The organism is Streptomyces diastaticus subsp. diastaticus, assembly GCF_011170125.1.
Lineage (GTDB): Bacteria > Actinomycetota > Actinomycetes > Streptomycetales > Streptomycetaceae > Streptomyces > Streptomyces diastaticus.
On sequence record NZ_BLLN01000005.1, the window covers coordinates 2,149,303 to 2,169,625 of the forward strand.

General features: G+C 74.4%; 9 protein-coding genes and 1 pseudogene. 3 read left to right on the top strand and 7 right to left on the bottom strand.

Translation table 11 applies throughout. From position 1 onward, the window contains the following. Window positions 1-492: 492 nt before the first annotated feature. Window positions 493-3,870 carry an ATP-dependent helicase gene (locus Sdia_RS26600; RefSeq protein ID WP_124288151.1) on the bottom strand — a complete coding sequence of 1,126 codons (3,378 nt, stop codon included), beginning with the start codon at window positions 3,868-3,870 and terminating at the stop codon, window positions 493-495. Window positions 3,871-4,158: 288 nt separating this feature from the next. After that, window positions 4,159-4,548, bottom strand: a complete 390-nt coding sequence (locus tag Sdia_RS26605) for an MGMT family protein (protein ID WP_100454627.1) — start codon at window positions 4,546-4,548, stop codon at window positions 4,159-4,161. A gap of 331 nt (window positions 4,549-4,879) precedes the next feature. Here Sdia_RS26605 and Sdia_RS26610 point away from each other — a divergent pair, with 331 nt between their 5' ends. The 3 genes and pseudogenes from Sdia_RS26610 to Sdia_RS26620 all read left to right on the top strand — a co-directional run bounded on the left by Sdia_RS26610 (window position 4,880) and on the right by Sdia_RS26620 (window position 11,275). After that, window positions 4,880-7,693 carry a lysylphosphatidylglycerol synthase transmembrane domain-containing protein gene (locus tag Sdia_RS26610; RefSeq protein ID WP_229830128.1) on the top strand — a complete coding sequence of 938 codons (2,814 nt, stop codon included), beginning with the start codon at window positions 4,880-4,882 and terminating at the stop codon, window positions 7,691-7,693. Window positions 7,694-7,793: 100 nt separating this feature from the next. After that, a complete protein-coding gene (locus Sdia_RS26615) occupies window positions 7,794-9,380 on the top strand; it encodes an alpha/beta hydrolase (RefSeq protein WP_189499799.1) in 1,587 nt (528 codons plus the stop codon). Between the two features lie 273 nt (window positions 9,381-9,653). Next, a pseudogene (locus tag Sdia_RS26620) lies at window positions 9,654-11,275 on the top strand (alpha/beta hydrolase). Window positions 11,276-11,438: 163 nt separating this feature from the next. Here the strand turns inward: Sdia_RS26620 and moeZ are convergent. The 5 genes from moeZ to Sdia_RS30430 form a co-directional block, all read right to left on the bottom strand. Next, window positions 11,439-12,617: an adenylyltransferase/sulfurtransferase MoeZ gene (moeZ, locus tag Sdia_RS26625; protein ID WP_189499800.1), complete on the bottom strand. Its 1,179-nt coding sequence runs from the start codon at window positions 12,615-12,617 to the stop codon at window positions 11,439-11,441. Between the two features lie 81 nt (window positions 12,618-12,698). Continuing rightward, window positions 12,699-13,448 carry a spherulation-specific family 4 protein gene (locus tag Sdia_RS26630; RefSeq protein ID WP_189400057.1) on the bottom strand — a complete coding sequence of 250 codons (750 nt, stop codon included), beginning with the start codon at window positions 13,446-13,448 and terminating at the stop codon, window positions 12,699-12,701. Then, entirely contained in the window at window positions 13,436-14,452 is a 1,017-nt protein-coding gene (locus Sdia_RS26635) for an NAD-dependent epimerase/dehydratase (protein WP_100454621.1), read from the bottom strand. The genes Sdia_RS26630 and Sdia_RS26635 overlap by 13 nt, the downstream gene beginning before the upstream one ends. Window positions 14,453-14,591: 139 nt before the next feature. Continuing rightward, entirely contained in the window at window positions 14,592-15,926 is a 1,335-nt protein-coding gene (locus Sdia_RS26640) for a hypothetical protein (RefSeq protein ID WP_164495061.1), read from the bottom strand. A gap of 77 nt (window positions 15,927-16,003) precedes the next feature. Further along, the gene (locus Sdia_RS30430; RefSeq protein WP_229830137.1) at window positions 16,004-20,131 is read right to left on the bottom strand and encodes a DUF3492 domain-containing protein; all 4,128 of its coding nucleotides are present in this window, start codon (window positions 20,129-20,131) and stop codon (window positions 16,004-16,006) included. Window positions 20,132-20,323 lie beyond the last annotated feature (192 nt).

The following is a 20,323-nucleotide window of genomic DNA, read 5'->3' on the forward strand; positions in this document are numbered from 1 at the left end:
TGGTCACAGGGGTGGAGGCGGAGGTTGTGGGGTCGGTCACCGGGGGCTGGCCGATGGGGGCGTGCGCCGGTCGTGCCGCCTCGTCCCCGTCCGGCGCGCCTGCGCGACGCCCTGTCCGCCGGGACGGCACCGTGGGTCTCTGGGACGAGAGGGCGCGTCACTGGCTCCGCTCATCGGAAGGCCCCCGGACCACTTGCGTACCGAAAACCGTGAAGTCACCGCCGGCCCCACCGGAGCTTCCCCACAGATCGCGGCTCTCCAGGCCGCGGCTCCCCAGGCCGCGGCTCCCCAGGCCGCGGCTCCCCAGGCCGCGGCTCCCCAGGCCGCGGCTCCCCAGGCCGCGGCTCCCCGAGCCGCGGCTCCCCGAGCCGCGGCTCCCCAGGCCGCGGCTCCCCAGGCCGCGGCTCCCCAGGTCACGGCTCCCCAGGTCACGGCTCCCGGCTCCCCGAGCGAGGGGAGCCGGTGCCTCCAGCCCGCCGGGGGTGCCCCCGCTCACTCCACCACCTGCCGCCCTTCGTCCCTGGCGCTGCACGAGGAGCGGAAGGAGCAATGGACGCAGTGCTGTCCGGTGGTCGGGGTGAAGCGTTCGTCGAGGACCTTGCCGGCCGCGGTGGCCAGCAGGTCGCCGACCCAGTCGCCGTCGGGCGAGGGCTGCTGCTGCACCCGGGGCAGGGCTTCGCCGCCCGCCTTCTTGGGCGCGGCCTGGCGCAGGTGGACCAGTTCGGCGCCGCCGGACTGCGGGCGTACGCCGTCGAAGAGCGGGTCGACGGCGCCCTCCGCGACGGCGAGCTGGTAGACGGCGAGCTGGGGGTGGTGGGCGACCTCGGCTGCGGTGGGGGCCTGCTTGCCGGTCTTGAAGTCGACGACGTAGGCCCGGCCGCGCGGGTCCTGCTCGACCCGGTCCATGCTGCCCCTGATGCGCACCTCGTAGGGTCCGGCGCCCAGCGTGACGTCGAAGTCGTGTTCGCTGGCGACGGGGGTGCGACCGGCCCGGTCGAGGGTGTGCCACCGCAGGAAGCGCTCCAGGGCCTGGCGGGCGTTCTCCTTCTCCTGCACGGATTTCCAGGGCGCGTCGAAGGCGAGCGCGTCCCAGACCGAGTCGAGGCGTTCCATGAGCACGTCGAGGTCGGCCGGGGTACGGCCGGAGGCGACCTCGTCGGCGAGGACGTGGACGACGTTGCCGAAGCCCTGAGCGGCCGTGGCGGGGGCGTCGGCCTTGACCTCGCGGCCGAGGAACCATTGCAGGGCGCAGGTGTTGGCGAGCTGGTCGAGGGCGCTGCCGGAGAGGACGACGGGGGCGTCGCGGTCCCGCAGCGGCACCTCCGAGCGGGTCGGCTCGCGCATCCCCCACCAGCGGTCGGGGTGCGCGGTGGGGACGAGGGGGCGGCCGTCCTCGTCGGTGAGGGCGGCCAGCCTCGCGAGGCGGTGCGCGGCGGCCTGGCGGAGCGTGTCGGAGACCCGGGGGTCCACCGTGGTGGCGCGCAGTTCGGCGACAAGGGCCGCCACCGAGAGGGGGCGGCGGGGCCGGGAGGAGACGTCCTTCGGCTCGACACCGAGTTCGGTGAGGAAGCGCGAGGGCTGGTCGCCGTCCTCGGCGGGTGCCTTGACCGCGGTGACGACGAGGCGCTCGCGGGCACGGGTGGCGGCGACGTAGAAGAGGCGGCGTTCCTCGGCGAGGAGCGCGCCGGGGGGCAGGGGCTCGGCGAGGCCGTCACGTCCGATGCGGTCGGCCTCCAGCAACGAGCCACGGCGGCGCAGGTCCGGCCAGACGCCCTCCTGTACTCCCGCGACGACGACGAGCTGCCACTCCAGACCCTTGGCGCGGTGCGCCGTCATGAGCCGTACGGCGTCGGGGCGGGCGGCCCGGCGGGTGAGGGTGTCGGCGGCGATGTCCTGCGCCTCGGTCTCGGCGAGGAAGTTGAGGGCGCCCCGGCCTCCGGTGCGTTCCTCGGCGCGGGCTGCGGTGGCGAAGAGGGCGCAGACGGCGTCGAGGTCGCGGTCCGCGTTGCGCCCTGCGGCGCCGCCCCGGCGCGCGGACCGTTCCAGGCGCTGCGGCCAGGTGGTGCCGTCCCACAGCTCCCAGAGTGCCTCCTCGGCGCTGCCGCCCTTGGCCAGGAGGGTGCGGGCGCGGCGCAGCAGTTCACCGAGGAGACGCGCGCCGTGGGCGTACCCCTCGTGGGTGACGAGCCGTTCCGGTTCGGCGAGCGCCCGCGCGAGCAGGGTGTCGGAGGGCGGTGGGAGTGGATTGCCGGCGGCCCGCTCCTCGTCGCGCAGGGCGCGTCCGAGCCGGCGTTGGTCGGCGGCGTCGAGGGCGGCGAGCGGCGAGGCCAGCAGGGTGAGGGCGGTCTCGGTGTCGAGCCAGGCGGGCGCCGCGCCTGCGGGGCCGTGTCCGGGTCCGGGGTCGGCCGCGGGGTCCGCGTCCTCGGCGGCCCGGTCGTGGAGGGCCGCGGTGGCGGCGGCGCGCAGGGCGGTGAGGAGCGGGGCGACGGCGGGCTCGTGGCGCAGCGGGAGGTCGTTGCCGTCGATGTCCAGCGGGACGCCCGCGGAGGTGAGGGCCCGGCGGACGGCGGGGATGGTGTGGCCGCCGGAGCGCACCAGAACCGCCATCTCTCCCCACGGAACGTCCTCCTCCAGGTGGGCGCGGCGCAGGATGTCGGCGATGTTGTCGAGTTCGGCACCGGCGGTGGGGTACGTGTAGGCCTCGACGCGGCCCCCGTCCCGGGCCGGGCTGAGGGAGCGATGAGCACGGACGGTGTCGGCGGGGAGCCTGGTCAGCGGCATCCGGCGGGTGAGGAACCGGGTGGCGTCGACCAGGTGTGCGCCGGAGCGGCGTCCGGTGGTGAGCACGGCGACGGGTGCGGGCGCGCCGTCGGCGCGGCGGAAGCTCTCGGGGAATTCCAGGATGCCGTTCACGTCGGCACCCCGGAAGGCGTAGATCGACTGGTCGGGGTCGCCGAAGGCGACCAGGGTGCGTCCGCCGCCCGCGCCGGGCGCGGCGGGGCCCTGGTTTCCGGCGAGCGCCCGCGCCAGTCGGACCTGGGCGGGGTCGGTGTCCTGGTACTCGTCCACGTAGACGGCGTCGTAGGCGTCGGCGAGCTGCCGGGCGGTCTCCGGCCGTTCGGCGAGCAGGACGGCGCGGTGGACCAGTTCGGCGTAGTCGAGGGTGCCCTGGGCGTCGAGCAGGTCGAGGTACTCCGCGAGGAAGGAGGCGGCGGCGGACCAGTCGGGGCGGCCGCCGCGCCGGGCGAATTCGGCGAGGGCGTCGGGGCCGAGGCCGAGTTCGCGGGAGCGGGCGAGGACGGCGCGGACCTCGTCGGCGAAGCCTCGGGTGGTGAGGCAGGCGCGCAGTTCGTCGGGCCAGTGCACGCGGGCGCGTCCGTGGCGTGCGAGTTCGATCTGGCCGACGAGCAGGTCGCGGACGGCGACGTCCTGCTCCGGGCCGGAGAGCAGCCGCAGGGGTTCGGCGAAGAGGTCGGCGTCCTGGTGGGCGCGGACCAGGGCGTAGCAGAAGGAATGGAAGGTGGTGGCGCGAGGCGCGGTCGCCGTGGAGAGGCGCCGTGCCAGGCGGTCCCTGAGGTCGACGGCGGCGCGGCGGCTGAAGGTGAGGACCAGTATCCGTTCGGGCGGGGTTCCGGAGGCCAGGCGGGCGGTGACGGATTCGACCAGGGTGGTGGTCTTGCCGGTGCCCGGTCCGGCGAGGACCAGCAGCGGGCCCGACTCGTGGTCAACCACACCCTGCTGGGCTGCGTCCAGTCGAGGGGGCTCCTCCGCCACGGGGGCGGAACGGACCAGTCGGTACGTGCCGGAGGCCCTCTGCCGCGCCTGCTGCTGGGGCAGGCGGCCGCTGGGAGGAGAGGAGCTCACGTGCATCGCCGGTCCTGGTGGGTGTGCTGGTGGAAGGCGCTCGGTGCGGGCCGGGGAGAAAGGGCGGCCGGCGTCGTCCGCCGGGCTGCCCGCTGCGGCCGGGCCGGCCAGGTGCCGACCACCGACCGTACCCCGAGCGGCCTCGCCTCCGGCGGGCTTCCCCTGCCGTGCGCCCCGCAGCGCGCGCGGGGCGCGGCCTGGCGCGAGCCTTTCGGAAGCGAGCCCCGCGCCAGGCGCCCCGGTCAGCGCGGCGGAGCCGGGTGGCGCGCCGAGCGGGGCCGCCCGAGCGGGCCGTCAGGAGTGAGGTGCGTCACCGGTGGTGCCGTCCCAGCGGGCCCGCCGCATGTCGAGCCGGGCGGCGACGCCGGGGGCCCCGGCCGTCCGCCGGGCCTCGCGCAGCGGGGTGCCCTCCGCCCGGTACCGCTCCAGGGCGCGCCGCTCGTGGCCCGGGAGCAGCGCCCCGTCGGAGCGGACGACCCGCCACCACGGCACGGCCGAGCCGTAGAGCGCCATGACGCGGCCGACCTGGCGGGGGCCGCCCTCCTCCAGCCACTCGGCTATGTCGCCGTAGGTCATCACCCGGCCCGGCGGGATCAGCTCGGCCACGTCGAGCACCCGCTCGGCGTAGGGCGGCAGCGCGGGCGGCTCCGAGGGCGGCGGGGGGTCCTGGCTCACGTCGCCCATCCTGCCGTACGGCACCGACACCGGACCGGGCAGCGGGGAGGACCCGGTGCCCGCAGTGCCGGGAGGGGGCGGGAGCGGGGGGCCGCGGGGCTTATCAGAGCGGATTCTCCGGCGTGCGTTGCCCCCTCATGCCTCGCGGTGTCGTCCGCTCGTGCCACCATCGTGCGGGCGGTGACAGGTGAGACAAGATCGACAGGACACGACGGAACGGACGGGTGTGAGTGCCGAAGCACGACGGAGCACGGCACCGGTGCCGCCGCGTCCCGGTGACGACGATCCCGCCCGGGCCGTTCCCGGCAGCCGTCCCGCCGGCCGGGAGAAAGGCGGTCCGATGAGCGCCGACGACGAGACCGGCGAGAGCGCGCGTACCGAGTCGCACGACGGCGCACGCCCCGGCGCCCCCGGCGAGAGCGCCCCCACGGGCGGCTCCGGCGCGTCCGCTCGTACCGCACGGGGGCAAGAGGGCGCCACATCGGCCGACCCGCACCCCGGTCTTCTGAAGTACCCCCGGCCGGAGGACACCTCCGAGGCGGCCGAGCGCGACCAGGTCGAGGTGGACGAGCCGCTGCTGGCGGCCCGGGTGCACCGGCCGTCGGATCTGATGCGGCTGCTCATCGGCGTCATGGCCATCGCGGTGCTGCTCGCGGTGGCGGCCTTCGCGCACGGCACCACCTCCGGGCTGGAACAGGACATCCGCGAGGGCACCGGCCAGGCCCCCGACCTGCTGATCAAGTTCGCCGGCCTGGCGTCGAGCATCGCCGTGCTGCTGGTACCGGTGGCCTTCGCCATCGAACGGCTCGTCAAACGCGACGGCCTGCGCATCGCCGACGGCGTGCTGGCGGCGGTACTGGCCCACGGCGTGACCCTCGCCACCGACCTGTGGGTGGCGAAGTCCGCCCCCGGGTCGATCCAGGACGCCCTGACCCAGCCCTCGCCCGGCGACATCCACGCCCTCACCGACCCGGTGCACGGCTACCTCGCTCCGGTCATCGCGTACATGACGGCCGTGGGCATGGCGCGCAGGCCCCGGTGGCGTGTGGTGCTGTGGGTGGTGCTGCTGCTCGACGCGCTCGCCATGCTGGTCACCGGCTACACCACGCCGTTCTCCATCGTGCTGACCATCCTGATCGGCTGGAGCGTCGCCTACGGAACGCTGTACACCGTGGGTTCGCCCAACGTCCGGCCGACCGGTCAGACGCTGCTCGCGGGCCTGCGCCACGTCGGGTTCCGGCCGGTCGCGGCGGCCCGCGCCGAGGACGTCCCGGAGCCCGCGGGGGGCCTCGCCGGACGGACCGGCCTGTCGCCTCCGGACCAGGGCGACCGCGGCCGCCGCTACTTCGTCACCCTGGAGGACGGTCCGCCGCTCGACGTGACGGTCGTCGACCGGGAGCAGCAGGCCCACGGCTTCTTCTACCGGGTGTGGCGCCGGATGACGTTGCGCACCATCACCACCCGCCGCAGCCTCCAGTCCCTGCGCCAGGCGCTGGAGCAGGAGGCGCTCCTCGCCTACGCCGCCATCGCCGCGGGGGCCAACGCGCCCAAGCTCATCGCCACCTCCGAACTCGGCCCGGACGCCGTGATGCTCGTCTACGAGCACATCGGCGGCCGCTCGCTGGACTCCCTGGCCGACGAGGAGGTGACCGACGAGCTGATGCGCGACACCTGGCAGCAGGTGAGGGCGCTCCAGTCCCGCCGGATCGCCCACCGGAGGCTGGCCGGGGACGCCGTCCTGGTGGATCGTTCCGGCAAGGTGATCATCACCGACCTTCGCGGCGGCGAGATCGCCGCCGGAGATCTGGTCCTGCGGATGGACATCGCGCAGCTCCTGACGACCTTCGGGCTGCGGGTCGGCGCCGAGCGTTCGGTGGCCGCCGCCGTGGCGGTTCTCGGCCCGGACACCATCGCCGACTGTCTGCCCCTGCTCCAGCCGATCGCGCTGACCCGCTCGACCCGGGCGACCCTGCGGCGGCTCGCCAGGGAGCGCTCGCAGCGTGAGCGTGAAGCTGTGCTGGACGCCTCCCAGGAGACCAAGCAGCAGCGCCGGGAGACCGGGCAGCAGGAGGACCGGAAGACGGTCAAGGCCGAGAAGCAGGCCGAGAAGCGTGCCATCGACGAGGCGCTGGAGGAGGCCCGCGAGGAGGACCTGCTCACCCAGATCCGCCACCAGGTGCTGCGCATCCGGCCGCAGGCCCCGGTCGAACCGGCCCGTCTGGAGCGGATCAAGGCCCGTACCCTGGTCAGTTTCATCGCCGGTGCGATCGGCGGGTACTTCCTGCTGTCGCAGCTGACGCACATCGAGTTCGGCACGCTCTTCTCGGACGTCCACTGGGGCTGGATGGCGGCGGCCGTCCTCTTCTCCTCACTCAGCTACTTCGCGGCGGCGATGAGCCTGCTCGGTTTCGTACCGGAGCGGGTCTCCTTCCTGCGCACGGTCGGGGCGCAGGTCGCCGGCTCCTTCGTGAAGATCGTCGCTCCGGCGGCCGTCGGCGGCGTGGCGCTCAACACCCGTTTTCTCCAGCGCTCCGGCGTACGCCCCGGACTCGCCGTGGCCAGTGTCGGCGCGTCGCAGCTCTTCGGGCTGGGTTCGCACATTCTGCTGCTGCTCCTCTTCGGCTACGTCACGGGCACCGAGAAGACCCCGTCCCTCACGCCGTCCCGAACGGTGATCGCCGGTCTCCTCACGGTCGCCGTGCTGGTGCTGGTGGTGACCGCGGTGCCATTCCTGCGGAAGTTCATCGTCACGCGGGTACGGTCGCTCTTCGCCGGTGTGGTGCCGCGCATGCTCGACGTGCTCCAGCGGCCGCAGAAGCTGCTCACCGGTATCGGCGGCATGCTGCTGCTGACCGCCTGCTTCGTGATGTGCCTGACCGCCTCCGTCCGCGCCTTCGGCGACGGGGGCACCACCGTGTCCCTCGCGGGCGTGGCGGTCGTCTTCCTGGCCGGCAACGCGCTCGGTTCGGCCGCCCCCACGCCCGGCGGCGTCGGCGCGGTCGAGGCGACGCTGACGGTCGGCCTCATCGCGATCGGCCTGCCGAAGGAGGTGGCGGCCCCGGCGGTGCTGCTGTACCGGCTCCTGACGCTCTGGCTGCCCGTGCTGCCGGGCTGGCTGTTCTTCAACCAGTTGACACGTAAGGGGTATCTGTAAGGCGTTCGGGGGCATGGGGCGTGCTCCCGGTGCCGGGGCGCACTCACTCGCACGGACCCCGCCCCGCGCGCCGGGGGTGCACGGCGCGCAGGATGGGGGCATGCCGAATCGCCCCCACCGCCGCCGCACCGCCCTGCTGTCCAGCGCACTGGTGCTCACCGTCGCCGCCTCGCTCTCCGCCTGTTCGGACTCCGGTACCGACGAGCCGGGCAGCCAGAACGGCTCCACTCCGGCCGGCGGGCTCGCCTCGCAGAAGCTCGACTGGTCGAAGTGCCCCGCGCCCGACGACACCCAGGGCGGCGGCACCGCTCCCTCCCCGCTGCCCGGTGGCACCGCGTGGCAGTGCGCGACGATGAAGGCCCCCCTCGACTGGGACGCCCCGGACGGTGACACCCTCGACCTGGCGCTGGTGCGGGCGAGGAGCAGCGCGAAGAACGAGGACCAGCGGATCGGCTCGCTCATCTTCAACTTCGGCGGACCGGGCGGTTCCGGGGTGAGTACCCTGCCGGCCTTCGGCGACACCTACGAGACGCTGCGCGGCCGGTACGACCTGGTCAGCTTCGACCCGCGCGGGGTGGGTCGCAGTGCCCCCGTCACCTGCCTCGACGACACGCAGCTCGACGACTTCTTCCAGGCCGACTCGACGCCGGACGACGCCGCCGAACGCGCCGACCTGATGAAGCGGACGCAGCAGTTCAACGCGGCCTGCGAGAAGAACTCGGGGAAGGTGCTGCCCCAGGTCACCACGACCGACGCGGCCCGCGACATGGACCTGATGCGCCAAGTGCTCGGCGACGAGAAGCTCTACTACATGGGCATCTCGTACGGCACCGAGCTGGGCGGCGTCTACGCCCATCTCTTCCCCGACAAGGTCGGCCGCGCGGTCTTCGACGCGGTCGTGGACCCGACGCAGGACGCCGAGCAGGGCTCGCTGGGCCAGGCCAAGGGGTTCCAGTTGGCGCTCGACAACTACGCCGAGGCGTGCACGGCGACGACCGAGGAGTGCCCGGTCGGGTCGGATCCCGCGGACGTGAAGAAGCGTATCGCCGACCTGCTCGCCTCCCTCGACAAGAAGCCGCTGCCCGCCGACGGCGACCGCGAGCTGACCCAGGCCGCCGCGTTGAACGGCATCGCCCAGTCGCTCTACTCCGAGGACTTCTGGGAGTACCTGACACAGGGTCTGGAGGACGCCTACGACGGGGACGGCCGCATCCTGCTGGCCCTTTCGGACAGCATGACCGGCCGCAACCAGGACGGCACCTACAGCAACCTGCAGGCCGCCAACATCGCCATCAACTGCGCCGACGACAAGCCCCGCTACACCGAGGCCGACGTCCGCGAGAAGCTGCCCGAGTTCCGCAAGGCCTCCCCCGTCTTCGGTGACTTCCTCGCCTGGGGGCTGCTGAGCTGCACCGACTGGCCCGTGGCCGGCGCGGCCGAGCACCCCGACGTGTCGGCCGAGGGCTCCGCGCCCATCGTCGTGATCGGCAACACCGGGGACCCGGCCACCCCCTACGAGGGCGCGCGGCAGATGGCCCGGGCGCTCGGCAAGGGCGTCGGCGTCGAGATCACCTACAAGGGGCAGGGCCACGGCGCCTACGACAGCGGCAACGCGTGCGTCCGCAAGGCGGTCGACGGCTACCTGCTGGACGGGACCGTACCGAAGAACGGGACGGTCTGCTCCTGACCTGCGTCTCACCGAACGCTCGGGCGGTGGCGGAGAGCAGCGACCCACTCTCCGCCACCGCTCTCGCCGTGCGCAGGTGCCCCCGGCAGGCCCACGCGTGATTCCTCGGCCTTCTTTCTCGCCTCCTGCACCACTCCCACCTGCGCCTTCCGGGATACGGACCGATCAACTCCGGAAGTCCGCCCACTTTCCGCTTGATTACTCTCCGTAGTCGACCCTACGATGGCGGAGCCGTCCCGGACCTCGGGACGCAAGGGGAATCACGGGGGATTCATGATGCCTGGACGCCTGCTGCGCGCTGCCGCCCTGCTGCTCGCGGGCCTGCTCGCCGCCACGGCCACCCTCGGCTGCTCGGCCGAGGAGCGCCCGGACGCCAAGGCCCCTTCACCGGCCGACGGTGACACTCCGTCCGCTCCGGACGCCACCGCGTCGGCCGCTCCCGCCCGGGGCCCAGGCGTGGCGGAGGGCGATCCTCCCCTGCCGAGGAAACTGACCGACCAGCGTCTGCACTGGGGCCGCTGCGCGGCTCGCACCGCTCCGCCCGCTCCCGGCTCCGCATGGCGCTGCGCCACCTTGCGGGTCCCTCTGGACTACGCCGAGCCACGGGGCGACACCCTCGGCATCGCCCTGATCAAGACGGCCGCCACCGGCCCGGAGGACCGGCGCATCGGCTCGCTGCTCTTCAACTTCGGGGGGCCCGGTGGCTCCGGCGTCGACATGCTCCCGTCCTTCGCCCCGGGTTACGAAAGGCTCCGCGCCCGGTACGACCTGGTGAGCTTCGATCCGCGCGGCGTCGCGGGCAGTTCCGGCATCCGGTGCCGCGACGACCGGCGCATCGCCGCGGCGGAGGCCAGAGTCGACCTGACGCCTGACGACACCGCCGAGGAGAAGACGTACTTCGAGGACGCGGCCGACTTCGGCCGGGGCTGCGCCGAGGACGCGGGCGGCCTTCTCCCCCACGTCGGCACGGCCGAGGCCGCCCGCGACCTGGACCTGCTCAGGCACGCTCGGGAGACCCGTCCCTGCACTACTTCGGGATCTCCTACGGAACGCAACTGGGCGCCGCCTACGCCCACCTCTTCCCCGACCGGGCCGGACGCCTCGCGCTGGACGCCGCCGTCGACCCCGAGGCCGACGTGATCGGCCACGCGAAGAACCAGGCCCGGGGCTTCCAGCGGGCTCTGGAGAACTACCTGCGCAGCGAAGGTCGCGACCCCGGACAGGGCAGTCGCCGGATCGCCGCCCTGCTCGAGCGGATCGACCGCCGGCCGCTGCCCACGGCGTCGGGCCGGAAGCTGACCGAGTCCCTCGCCCTCACCGGGATCGTCACCACGCTCTACAGCGAGCGGAGCTGGCCGCGCCTCACCGAGGCGCTGGAACAGGCCGAGCGGGGGTCGGGGACCGCCCTGCTGCGCCTCGCCGACTCCTACAACGACCGTGACGAGCAGGGGCGTTACGGCACGCAGAGCCACGCACAACGGGCGATATCCTGCGCCGACGATCCCGGTCGGCCGACCCCCGAGGAGGCACGGAAGCTGCTGCCCGAGTTCCGCGGCATCTCGCCGGTCTTCGGTGAGTTCCTCGGCTGGGACACCGCCGGCTGGTGCCACGAGTGGCCGGCCGACGGAGTGCCGGAACCTCCGGGCGTGGCGGCCGAGGGTGCGTCGCCGGTGCTGGTCGTGGGCACGACCGGCGACCCGGCGACTCCGTACGAGGGCGCACGGCGCCTGGCGGACGGCCTCGGGGAAGGTGTCGGCGTCCTGCTCACCCACCGGGGTGAGGGGCACGGGGCCTACGGGTCGGGGAGCCGGTGCGTGGACCGGACGGTGGATGCCTACCTCCTGGACGGCACCGCTCCGAAGGACGGTACGGAATGCGCCGCGGACAGGAGATGAGAGGGCGGGCGCCCCTCACTCGGTCTGCTCCGCCGCCGCCTCGGTCCGGGCAGCCGAGGGGCCCGTCCGCCCCGCGGGCGGACGGGCCCCGGGCCTCGTCAAGGTGACGGCTGTCCCGGCGTCCGGATCCCTGCGGGGCAGGGCTTCCGAGGCGTCGTCGGGCTCAGTAGACGGGCTTCTCCGGCTCGATCTGGTTGACCCAGCCGATGACGCCACCACCCACGTGCACAGCGTCGGAGAAGCCCGCGGACTTCAGGACGGCGAGGACTTCCGCACTGCGGACACCCGTCTTGCAGTGCAAGACGATCTTCTTGTTCTGCGGGAGATCCTGGAGCGCCGTCCCCATCAGGAACTCGTTCTTGGGGATCAGGCGCGCGCCGGGGATCGAGACGATCTCGTACTCGTTGGGCTCGCGGACGTCGATGATCTCGATGTTCTCGTCGTCATCGATCCACTCCTTGAGCTGCTTGGGAGTGATCGTCGAACCGGCCGCGGCCTCCTGGGCCTCTTCGGAGACGACGCCGCAGAACGCCTCGTAGTCGATGAGTTCGGTGACCGTCGGGTTCTCACCGCAGATCGCGCAGTCGGGGTCCTTGCGCACCTTGACCTGGCGGTACTGCATCTCCAGGGCGTCGTAGATCATCAGGCGGCCGACCAGCGGATCGCCGAGACCGGCGAGGAGCTTGACGGCCTCGGTGGCCTGGATGGAGCCGACCGACGCGCAGAGCACGCCGAGGACGCCGCCCTCGGCGCAGGAGGGAACCATGCCGGGGGGCGGGGGCTCCGGGTAGAGGCAGCGGTAGCAGGGGCCGTGCTCGGACCAGAAGACCGACGCCTGGCCGTCGAAGCGGTAGATGGAGCCCCAGACGTACGGCTTGTTCAGCAGCACGCAGGCGTCGTTGACCAGGTAACGGGTGGCGAAGTTGTCGGTGCCGTCCACGATCAGGTCGTACTGGCTGAAGATGTCCATCACGTTGTCGGCCTCGAGCCGCATCTCGTGAAGGACGACGTTCGTGTACGGGTTGATGCCCTTGACCTTGTCGCGGGCGGACTCGGCCTTGGGGCGGCCGATGTCGGCCTGGCTGTGGATGATCTGGCGCTGGAGGTTCGACTCGTCGACCTCGTCGAACTCGATGATCCCCAGCGTGCCCACGCCGGCGGCGGCCAGGTACATGAGAGCGGGCGAACCGAGGCCGCCCGCGCCCACGCAGAGCACCTTGGCGTTCTTCAACCGCTTCTGCCCGGCCATCCCGACGTCGGGGATGATCAGGTGGCGGGAGTACCTGCGGACCTCGTCGACGGTGAGCTCAGCAGCTGGCTCGACCAGGGGTGGCAGCGACACGGGGACTCCGTTGGTCGATCGGGGACAGGACAACCCCCGCACGGGCGGGGACCACTAGCCGTAACACTGCCACGCCCTTCTTCATTCCGAGACACCCGTTCCGACCTGCGAGACGAGGGTGTCCCAGTAACCGGGCATGGTCTCCCAGCAGGCACTTCGGCTCTCCTTGGCCGTGCGGTCGGTGAACCAGACAGTGCCCGCACCCTGCCAGCGGGCGACGCGCAGCGCCTGGGCGAGGTGGCCGCGCGGCAGCCCGTGGACGAGGTGGCAGAAGCGCTCCGGCGGGTAGGCGGCGGTCCATTCGGGCGCCTGGGACCAGCGGTAGTCGTGCCAGGGACCGCTGAAGGTCACCAGTTGGTCCGCGACCTCGGCGTAGCCGGGATGCGGGTGGGTGCCGTGGGCGGTGACGAGGTGTCCACCGCCGAGCAGGTCCCGCAGCGCCCCGACCACCCGGCGCAGCTCGGGCAGGGCGGCGCGCTCGACGGGGCAACGGTCGAGGTAGAAGCCGTCGACCAGGTACCAGTCGCGGAAGCGGTGGGCGTCCGAGAGGAGCGCGCCGAAGGTTCGCCGGCCACCCGCGAGATCCAGCTGCCCGATCACGCGGACCTGTGCGTTCCGCAGGCGGCCGGCCGCTTCCAGGCAATGCGGGTCGGGGCGTTCGCCGGGGCCGTCGGCGATGTTGAGGACGGCCCAGTGGACTCCGGCGCCGACGCGCGGGAGCGCCTCCCATTCGCGTGGGGCCAGCAGGGGGTGGGCGTAGCCGGGGACGCCGAGGCGGAGCTGTCCGGCACTGACGGCGGGCTGGGTGCCGGGCTGCGTCAGATACGGCACGCCGCCTCCATCCAGATGTCGGCCAGGGACTCCTCCAGGTTGATGCGCGGCCGCCAGCCGAGCCGGTCGCGGGCGGTGCGGACGTCGGCCTGCTGCCAGCTCCCGCAGCCGTCCGGGTACGGGTACGCGGCGGGCGAGGGCGCGAGGTCCGGGTCGGGCCGGGGGTGGCCGATGGCGGCCCGCAGTCCGCCCTGGCCGTGGTCGGCGCGGGCGTGCAGCCCGCCCGGGGCGGCGGCCGGGTAGCCGGAGGGGGTGTCCAGTTCGTGCAGGGCTCCGCCGTAGCCGGCGACGCGGGCGAGGACGGCGGCGGCGTCCCGGAGTCGGACGGCGCGACCGGAACCGATGTTGATCACGCCTTGAGCGGCGGAGAGAGAGGCGGCATGGACGGCCCGGGCGACGTCTCGGACGTCGACGAAGTCGCGTTGCACGCCGAGGCCGCCGAGCTTGAGCTCACCGTCACCGGACTGCATGGCGCGGCGCATCGCCTCGGCGAGCCGGCCGAGCGGCGATCCGGCGGGGGTACCCGGTCCGGCGGGCGAGAAGACACGCAGGACGACGGCGTCGAGTCCGGAGCCGAGAACGAGTTCGGTGGCCGCGAGTTTGCTCACGCCGTAGGGGCCACCGGGGCGGGGCACGGCGTCCTCGGCGGTGGACGAGCCGGGCTGGCTCGGCCCGTACTCGGCGCCGCAGCCGATCTGGACGAGCCGGGCGCCGCAGCCGCTGCGCCGCAGTGCCTCGCAGACGGTGGCGACGGCGACGGTGTTGTGCCGGGTCAGTTCGCGGGCTCCGGCACGGGTGGCCCCCGCGCAGTTGACGACCACCCCGGGGTGCACGGCGTCGAGGAAGCGGGTGAGCGCGCCGGGACTGCCGGTGGAGAGGTCGAACCGCACGTCGGCGTCGTCACCGCGCCCCAGTGCGGTGAGCTGGACGGCGGGGTCGGCGAGCAGGCGGTCGGCGACGAAGCGGCCGATGTATCCGTTGGCTCCGATCAGCAGCACTCTCATCGGTCGGCCCCCGAGCGGTTTTTGCGTCGGCTGGTCGTCATCTGGTGGTCTCCTTCGGAAGGGGTGCGGTTCGGGTGCGGCGCCGTGCGCTCCGGGGGCCGCGTCGACGGACCGTGTCCGGCGCCGGTGGCCGGGTGGGTCAGTGGGTGCCCGGATCGGTGTGGGCGGAGGCTCGGGAGAGCGCCGGTACGGCACGGACCAACAGGGCGAGGGCGGCGACCGCGCAGGCGAGGGTGGGCACCGCCTCGGCGCCGCACACCTCGATGAGCGTCTCGACCGGCAGGGCGAGGAAGCCGCAGCCGGGCAACCGGGCCGCGAAGACGCTGCACAGGGCCGCCAGCTCGACCCCCGCCGCGGTGGCGAGGGCGACGGTGGGGGCCGCTCGGTGCCCGTGCACCAGCAGCAGGCGGGCGAGGAGCAGCAGGGTGCCGAGCGCTCCGGCCCCGGCGAGTGCCGGGGAGCCGCCCCGTACGGCGCCGGCGAGCGCGAGCAGGCCGGTCAGGACGGCGAGGTAACAGGTCAGAGAGGCGAGCAGGAGTGGCCTGGTGGCGGCGGCGAACTCGCCGAGTGCCCGGCTGCGGGCGAGCCTGCGCCGGGCGCCTCCGGTGAAGAGGCGGGCGCACAGCACGGCGGGCCACGTCGCGAGGGCGAGGCCGAGAGCGGTCGCCGTGTCCACCGGCCAGAGTCGGTCAGGGCCGCCGCGGACCGCCGCGTCGAGGAGACCGTTGCCGAGTACGGCGTAGCCGAGCAGCCAGAGGGTGGCGAGCTGGACGGCCGCCCCGGCCGGGCGGGGGGCGCGCAGGGGGCCGTGCCGCAGGCAGAGTTGGACCGCGCTGAGTACCGCGAGCACGCCCGCCACCACGGCGAGCGTCCGGGCCCGGCCGGCGGGTGCCTGGGCGAGACCGGCGAGCAGCCCCGCGCAGAGAACGCCCGGCAGAGCGGGCAGCAGGACGAGGGTGAGCAGCCGCGACGGGAGCGGGCTCACGGCGGCGTCAGCGACCGGTTCCGACGCGGCGTGCGAGGACACGTACACGCTGGAGTGGTCGGAGCTGTGGTGTGGCACCCGGGCGTACATCTCCTCCGCCAGGGAGAAGACGTCCCGGTGCCGGAAGCGGGCGGCGGCGCGGTCCGTCATCCCGTGCGCCTCCAGCGCGGCGGCGATATCCAGCGGGTCGACGGCACGGACACAGAGGTCGCGGTGGCGGTGCATGAGCGCCTTGACCGGGTCCCCACCGGCGTCGTGCCCCGCGGACTGCGGCCTCCCCGCGCCGCCCTCGGCACGCTCAGCGGTGCCGCTCTCGGCGCGCTCGCCGATGCCGCACCGCCGGTGAGCCGCTCCGGCTGCGAGGTGCCCGGCCGGCACAGCGGGAGCCGTGGGGTCCGTGCCGTCATCCGTCTCGTCCGGCCTTCTGAGGGCGGACCGTGCCGGGTGGCCGGGCACGTCGATCGGGCCCGGGGCGTGGTGTGTGGTCATGGGGGTGTGCTCCCTGAGGTTCCTCTGCGGCCTGGCCGCGGTGGAGGGCGCGGCGGCACTCTCCGTCTTTCCTGCGCTCATCCCGCCGCCTCCCCACTCGCGCCCGCCACCGGACCGGCGGGAGGCACGGCGAAGGCCGCGGCGCCGGGATACGTCGGCGACGCCGCGCGGTCGGACCGGATGCCGGGAGCCGGAACGCCGGCCTGCGCGTCGGACGCCGAAGGGTCGGGACATGCAGGGGAGTGCGGAGCTTGGAGGCACGTGGCGGGTGCTGAGGTGCCGGTGCCCACGACGGGTGTCCGGGCGCCGAGGCGGGCAGTAGCCGTCGGAACACCGGAAGGCGCGGCGGTTGCCGCGACGCCGGCGGACCCGGCGGGTGCCGGGATGCCGACGGACCCGGCGGGCGCCGGGATGCCGGCGGACCCGGCGGGTGCCGGGATGCTGGCGGGCCCGGGGGGCGCCGGCGCGCCGCGGTGCACGGTGGGTGCTCGAACGCCGGGGTGTGTAAGCGGCGTTGCGGGAGAAGGAGGCACTGAGGCCACTGGGTCGGAGCTTCCGGTACCGGAAGCCACGTATGGCGCCGAGGGCAAGGCACCGCTTGCGGCCCCGGCCCCGGCCCGCCCCTCGAACTCGGCTTGGGACCCCACTCCCGTCTGCGTCTCCGACCGCGACCGCGACCGCGACCAAGCCTCGGCCTCGGCCCAGGCCCCGGCCCCGGCCCACGACTCAGCCCCGGCCTGGAATTCGGGCCCTGGCTGCGACGGCATTCGCGTCTCTGCCTTGGCCCGGGACTCGACCTCCACCCGCGCCTCAGCCCCGGCCTGGAATTCCGCCCCTGCCTGCGACGGCATTCGCATCTCCGCCTTGGCCCGGGACTCGACCTCCACCCGCGCCTCAGCCCCGGCCTGGAACCCGGCTCCCGTCTGCGACCGCGTTCCCGTCTCAGCCCTGCCCCGGGACTCCGCGCCGGCCTCGGCCTGGCACCCAGCCTCCGGCAACGTCCGGGAATGCCACCAGCCCCCGGCCTGTGCCCCGGTCCCCGTCCACACCTCATCCCCGGCCTGAAACCCGGCTCCCGTCTGCAACCGCGTTCGCGTCCCAGCCCCGGCCTGAAACCCGGCTTGCGTCTGCGACTGCGACTGCGACCGCAACCGAACCTCAGCCCTGACCTGCGACTCGGGTTTGGCCCCGTCTCCAACTCCCGTCTGCGTCTGCGTCTGCGACCACGACCACGACCAAGCCCCGGCTCCCGCCCCCGACTCATCCCCGGCCCGGGACTCCGTCCCAGTCACCATGTGCGTCCGTGTCCGTGTCCGCGGCCGACTCCGGGGCCCGGTCTCCGTCCCGGGCCCGGTCTCCGAGCGATGCTCGCCGGTGCTCGTGTCCGCCTCCATGGCGAACCCCTCGCCGGACGCGGTGCGGCGAGCCGTATCCACGGCGGGATCGTCGGGCACGCCGTCGCGCCGCCAGTTCCGCTCGGGCCGGTCCGGCTCCGCGCCGGCCCCGGCGACCGGTGCGGTCCCGGTGCCCGCCCCGCTCTCCGCCCACCGTTCCCCCGGCCCAGGCGTCTCGCCGAAGGCGCCCAGCGCCATCCCGGCGCCCCAGCCGGTCGACGTGCCCCCGGCCGCGTCGCCCCAAGCCTCCGGCGCCCCCCACTCCTCAGCCGCTCCCCACTCCCGCGCGACCCGGCCCTGCTCCCCGCGGGTCCCCGCACCACTGTGGGGCGGAGTCACCGCGGCGACCTTCGCCACCTGCCCCACGGGAATCCCTCCCCAGGCCGCAGGCATCCCCCCATCACCCTCACCGCGCCCGTCAGCCTCCCTCCCGCCGGCCGACGATCCAGCCCGGACCTCGCCTGCACCGGCCCACCCGCGCGACCCCGCTCCCGCCGCATCTCCCCCCTGCCCAGCCCGCCCAGCCCGCTCGGCCCGCTCGGCCCGCTCAGCGACCACACGCGCCGACGGCGCCGCCGGATCACCGCTGTCCCAGCTGCCCACCTTGTCCCCGCCGCCCCCGTTCTCCCAGCTCCCCTCCGAGCCCAGGAACGCCGGCCCCATGAGCGCCTCGTGCACGGCCGCCTGCGGGCCCACCGCCTCCGTCACCCGTTCCCCGAGCGGTACGTCCTCTTCGGCCGCCGCGTCCCCGCCACCGGACACGCGTCCCTCGGCCTCGTCAGCGGCACCGCCACCGGCACCGCGCTCGCCTCCCACAAAGACCGGCCCCCCGGTCGCACCAAGCGCCTCCGCCCGGCCGGGCTTCTGAGCCGCACCGCCCGAGCCGGCCCCGTGCCGCGACCCCGCCCCCGGCCGGCCGCTCCCGTCAGCCGACGCCCGGGTCGCCCGGCGTGCCGCCGCGGTCTCGTCGAGTACCGCCCAGGTGGGGACTCGTCGCAGGGCCGCTCCGCTGGCCACGACCGGCCCGTCGGCGGACGAGGGACGGGCGGGCGTGCCGGGGACGGTGGAGGCGGGGGCGAGCAGGTCGGGTTCACGGGGGGCGCCCGCGGCCACGCCCCAGGTCGTGGGGGTGCTGGTGCTGTCGGGGCGGGCGGCCTCGGCCCATGTGCCCGGGACCCGGGTCTCCGCGGGGTGGGCGAAGGGCATGGGGGTGCCTTCCTCGTCCGTGTGGGGGCGGCGTACCGGGTAGTGGGAGACGATCTCCAGGTAGAGGGCGCGGAAGCGTTCGACGTTCTCGTCGACGGAGAAGAGTTCCAGGGCGCGGGAGCGGGCTGCGGCGCCCAGGCGGTCGCGTCGGGCCGGGTCGCGCAGCAGGGCCAGGCACGCCTCGGCGAGGGCGGCCGGGTCCTTGGGCGGCACGACGAGGCCCGTACCGCCGACGGCCTCGACGACGGCGCCGACCTCGGTGGAGACGGTGGCGCGGCCGCAGAGCATCGCCTCGACGACGCTCACCGGGAATCCTTCGACCACGCTGGAGAGGACGACGACGGCGCCCGAGGCGTAGGCGGCGGCCAGGTCGGCCGAGTCCGCCTCCGCCTCGCTCAGCTCCTCAAAGCTGACCGGCGCGCCCCCTGCGTCCTCCGCAGCCTCCACCCGGTTCCACGGGCACAGTTCCTGCGCCAGTTCTCGGCAGTGCGCCAGGTACGCGGCGGGCTCCGCGCCCGGCGCGAGCCGCCCGACGAGGCGCAGCCGGGCGCCGGGCTCGGCCCGGCGGATCTCGGCGAAGGCGTGCAGCAGCGTGACGAGGTCCTTGCCGGGCTCGATCCGGCCGGCCCAGACCAGCGTGTGCGGATCGCCCGCGGGCCCCTCGCCGACGGCGGCGAAGCGCCGGGCGTCCAGTCCGGGGTGGACGGTGCGCAGCCGGTGCGGTGCGGCGCCGCACCGCTCCTGCCAGCGTCGGACATGGGCGCTGCCGGGGGTGATCAGGGCGGCCCGGTCGTAGACCTCGGCGGTGAGGAGCTGGTGGAAGGCGGCGCCCAGCGCGCGTACGGCGGGGGTCGAGCCGCGTCCGGCGGCGGCGAGGTAGTGGCTGCGCAGCGGTACGTGGTGCTCGGTGACCAGCAGCGGCACGCCGAAGAAGTGCCGGGCCAGCAGGCCGGGAAGGGCCGCGGTGCCGCCGGAGGCGGCGTGGCAGAGGTCGACGCCGCCGAGCCCGCCCCGTCCCGCGCCGCCCGAGTGCGCCCCGCGGGCGTCGCTCTCGGCGTACCAGTCGAGCGAGAGGGGTCGCAGGGCGCGCTCGATCAGCCCGGCGACGGCTAGGAGGTCCGGGACGCGGGCGTCGTGGGCGGCACGCAGGGCGCCGGGTGCCCGGCAGGCGCGTTCGAGGATGCGGACGGCGTCCTCCGAGCGGAGGGCGGCGACCAGGCCGCCTTCCTCGCGTGCCAGGTCGGCCAGGCCGTAGAGCCCCTTGCGGAAACGGTCCTTCTGGACCCGGAGCGCTCCCTCGTCGGAGCGGGGGGCGCCGGAGCAGACGGCGGCGGCGAGATCGGCGTAATGGGTGTGGAGGCGGCGCCGGGCGCGGCGGCCGTGGGTGGCGCCGTCCCCCTCGGCACACCAGAGGGGCGCGGTGCGCACCCGGTGGATCTCCACGGGCAGCGTGACCCAGCCGGCCTCCTCCTGGGAGGCGGTACGGCTGAGCGCGTAGAGGTCGAACTCGTGGGGCGCCAGCCCGCGCACGAGCCGGTCGCACCACAGTCCGCCCTCGCCGTCCGCGTACGGGTAACCGCCCTCGGTCAGCAGTCCGATGCGCATCTGTCCACCTCCGATCTCCCATGCGGGGAGCCGCCGTTGTCGTCTCGCCGGGGGCGTGGACCCCGCAGCGGGAAGAACGTATGCGGACAGGAGGGTGGTACGCCGGACGGTTGTCCGTCGCACCATCAAAAGGGGTGAACAGGCGTAACTTTCCCTGCCCGGAGGCGTTTTCCGTGCTGATCGCGGCCAGGT